Genomic DNA, 3,197 nt, shown 5'->3' with positions numbered 1-3,197 from the left:
CAGCCGCCGCCTTCGCGCAGGCGCAGGCCCGGCTGCTCGATCACGGCGCGGAAGACGGCCTCGTCCAGGGTCAGCACCACCCGGCTGCGCCGGTCGCCGCCGAGGCGCAGGGGATAGGCGCCGTTCGCCTGGTCCAGCCAGGCGCCGGGGCGTTGCAGCAGGCTGCGGGCGCGTTCCAGTTGACGGTTCATCGACGGCCTCCGATCTCGGGCGCCAGATCGACCAGCGGCAGCTCCATCACGGCCCGCAGCGCCCCCTCCAGCCCGTCCAACAGGACGTCGTAGTCGGGCCGGTCGCGCTCATCCTCGGCCCAGCGGCAGGCGGCGCCGGCTGTCGCCCGGTTCAGGCCGAAGGCGTGGGCCACCCGTTCCAGCGGCCAGCCATAGGAGACGTGCGCCACATACATGGCCGACCAGCGCGCCCGACAGGCCCGAGGCCGCACCCGCTCGCGCCGGGTCATTTCGGCGACAGGCACGCCCAGCGCCAGGGCCGCCAGCGACAGGGCGGCGTCCGCCCGGATGCGGTCGCCCTCCGTCACCGGCACGCGATAGGGTTCCATGATCTGCGCTTCCTCCCGCCATTCCTGTGGATGTCGCCATTATGAGTGCGTTCGGCGACCGAGATAGGAATGTTATCCTATCAAGCGTCAGAAACGGTCGCTTCCCTAGGCGGGGTCCGGCATCGGCGGGGGCGGTTGTGCACGTCCCCTGTGGAAGACGCGCCAGACGTCAACAGGGGAATGAGGGGGCGGCGCCAAATAAATTAACGAATCCTTGACTCAGGACTCTGGACGGCGATTCGCAAATCACCTTAGGCGTTTCATATCGGGATGCGTTAACCCTTCTTAAGGTTTTGGCCCGTTAACGTTGGAACAAGGTTACCTGGCCGCCGCTCCCGCGCGGCTATCCCAAGCTTTGCCTGGAGGGGCAAGAATGCGCGTCCTGCTGATCGAAGACGACCACGCGACAGCCCAAAGCATTGAGCTGATGCTCAAGTCGGAAGGCTTTAACGTCTATACGACCGACCTGGGTGAGGAAGGCATCGATCTGGGCAAGATCTATGACTACGACCTCATTCTGCTGGACCTGAACCTGCCGGACATGAGCGGGCTTGAGGTTCTGCGCCAGCTGCGCAACGGCAAGATCAATACGCCGGTGATGATCCTCTCGGGCAGCCATGAGATCGACACCAAGGTCAAGACCTTCGGCGGCGGCGCCGACGACTATCTGACCAAGCCCTTCCACAAGGACGAGCTGATCGCGCGCACCCACGCCGTGGTCCGCCGCTCCAAGGGCCACGCCCAGGCCATCATCCACACCGGCGAGATCGCGGTGAACCTGGACGCCAAGACCGTCGAAGTGAACGGCCACCGCGTGCATCTGACCGGCAAGGAATATCAGATGCTGGAGCTGCTCTCCCTGCGCAAGGGCACGACCCTGACCAAGGAAATGTTCCTGAACCACCTGTACGGCGGCATGGACGAGCCGGAACTGAAGATCATCGACGTCTTCATCTGCAAGCTGCGCAAGAAGCTGGCGACGGCCGCCGGCGGCAAGCACTACATCGAGACCGTCTGGGGCCGCGGCTATGTCCTGCGCGACCCGGCCGAAGGCGCGATCACCGTCGCCGCCTGAACGGATCCGGCCTGAGCCTCCACTCAGGATTGAACGAATGCAAACGCCCGTCGGGAAACCGGCGGGCGTTTTCCTTTGTCCGCTCCATGGTTTGGGGCTGAAGACGATGGCGAGCGGATACATCCTCTCACGGATTGTTACGCCTACGGCCTCGCCTTCGCAGGTGCAGCGCGCTAGTGAAACCCCGCATAAGGCGGGACTCAGTCTCGCGAGACCACGGTTCAGGAACTACGAAATGACCAAGTGGGTGTATGGCTTCGGCGGCGGCTCCGCCGATGGCGACGCGTCGATGAAGAACCTTCTCGGCGGCAAGGGCGCGAACCTGGCCGAGATGTCGTCCCTCGGCCTGCCGGTGCCGCCCGGCTTCACCATCACCACCGAGGTCTGCACCTGGTATTACGCCAATCAGGAAACCTATCCGTCCGACCTGACCGATCAGGTCAAGGCCGCCCTGGCCCACGTCGAGGGCGTGGTGGGCAAGACCTTCGGCGACGCCGCCAACCCCCTGCTGGTGTCGGTGCGCTCGGGCGCCCGCGCCTCCATGCCGGGCATGATGGACACCGTCCTGAACCTGGGCCTGAACGATGAAACGGTCGAGGGCCTGGCCAAGCTGTCGGGCGACCGTCGCTTCGCCTTCGATTCCTATCGCCGCTTCATCACCATGTACTCCAACGTGGTGCTGGGTCTGGGCCACGACTATTTCGAAGAGGTGCTGGACGACCATAAGGATCGTCTGGGCGTCTCGGTCGACACCGAACTGACCGCCGAGAACTGGGAGAAGGTGGTCGCGGACTACAAGGCCCTGGTCGAGCGCGAACTGGGCAAGCCCTTTCCGCAGGATCCCCAGGCCCAGCTGTGGGGCGCCGTCGGCGCCGTGTTCGAAAGCTGGATGAACGACCGGGCGAAATTCTATCGCCGCATGCACGACATCCCCGAAAGCTGGGGCACGGCCGTCAACGTCCAGTCGATGGTGTTCGGCAACATGGGCGAGACCTCGGCCACCGGCGTCGCCTTCACCCGCAACCCCTCGACCGGCGAGAACAAGCTGTACGGCGAGTTCCTGATCAACGCCCAGGGCGAGGACGTGGTGGCGGGCATCCGCACGCCGCAGTCCCTGACCAAGGCGGGTCGCGAGGAGATGGGCGAGACGGCGCTGTCGATGGAAGAGGCGATGCCGCAGGTGTTCGCCCAGTTCGTCGATGTGGTGGGGCGGCTGGAAAGCCATTACCGCGACATGCAGGACATCGAGTTCACGGTCGAGCAGGGCCGCCTGTGGATGCTGCAGACCCGCAACGGCAAGCGCACGGCCAAGTCGGCGCTGAAGATCGCCGTCGATCTGGCCTCCGAGGGCGTCATCTCTCAGGACGAGGCCGTCAGCCGTGTCGAGCCGGGCGCGCTGGACCAGTTGCTGCACCCGACGCTGGACCCGAAGGCGGCGCGCACTGTCGTCGCGGCGGGCCTGCCCGCCTCGCCGGGCGCGGCGACCGGCAAGATCGTCTTCGACGCCGATGAGGCCGAGCGTCTGGGCCAACAGGGCGACGCCGTCATCCTGGTCCGCGACGA

Annotated in this window: 3 protein-coding genes and 1 pseudogene; 2 read left to right on the top strand and 2 right to left on the bottom strand. The window is 65.6% G+C overall.

Features of this window, described 5'->3' with window-relative positions; translation table 11 throughout:
- Window positions 1–191: pseudogene (locus BDIM_RS18030) on the bottom strand (DUF6456 domain-containing protein); the annotation flags it as partial.
- Window positions 188–559, bottom strand: coding sequence for a dnaA domain-containing protein (locus BDIM_RS12000; RefSeq protein ID WP_003165858.1), 372 nt, complete (start codon window positions 557–559; stop codon window positions 188–190). The gene BDIM_RS12000 and the pseudogene BDIM_RS18030, both read right to left, overlap by 4 nt.
- A 373-nt stretch (window positions 560–932) precedes the next feature.
- Here BDIM_RS12000 and ctrA point away from each other — a divergent pair, with 373 nt between their 5' ends.
- Together ctrA and BDIM_RS11990 are read left to right on the top strand one after the other, a co-directional pair.
- Window positions 933–1,634: a response regulator transcription factor CtrA gene (ctrA, locus tag BDIM_RS11995; protein ID WP_003165857.1), complete on the top strand. Its 702-nt coding sequence runs from the start codon at window positions 933–935 to the stop codon at window positions 1,632–1,634.
- A 235-nt stretch (window positions 1,635–1,869) separates the two neighbouring features.
- The coding region (locus BDIM_RS11990; protein ID WP_040346027.1) for a PEP/pyruvate-binding domain-containing protein at window positions 1,870–3,197 on the top strand (1,328 nt) is incomplete at its 3' end.

Source organism: Brevundimonas diminuta ATCC 11568 (assembly GCF_000204035.1).
Lineage (GTDB): Bacteria > Pseudomonadota > Alphaproteobacteria > Caulobacterales > Caulobacteraceae > Brevundimonas > Brevundimonas diminuta.
This window is presented reverse-complemented; position numbering and strand designations above follow the sequence as displayed.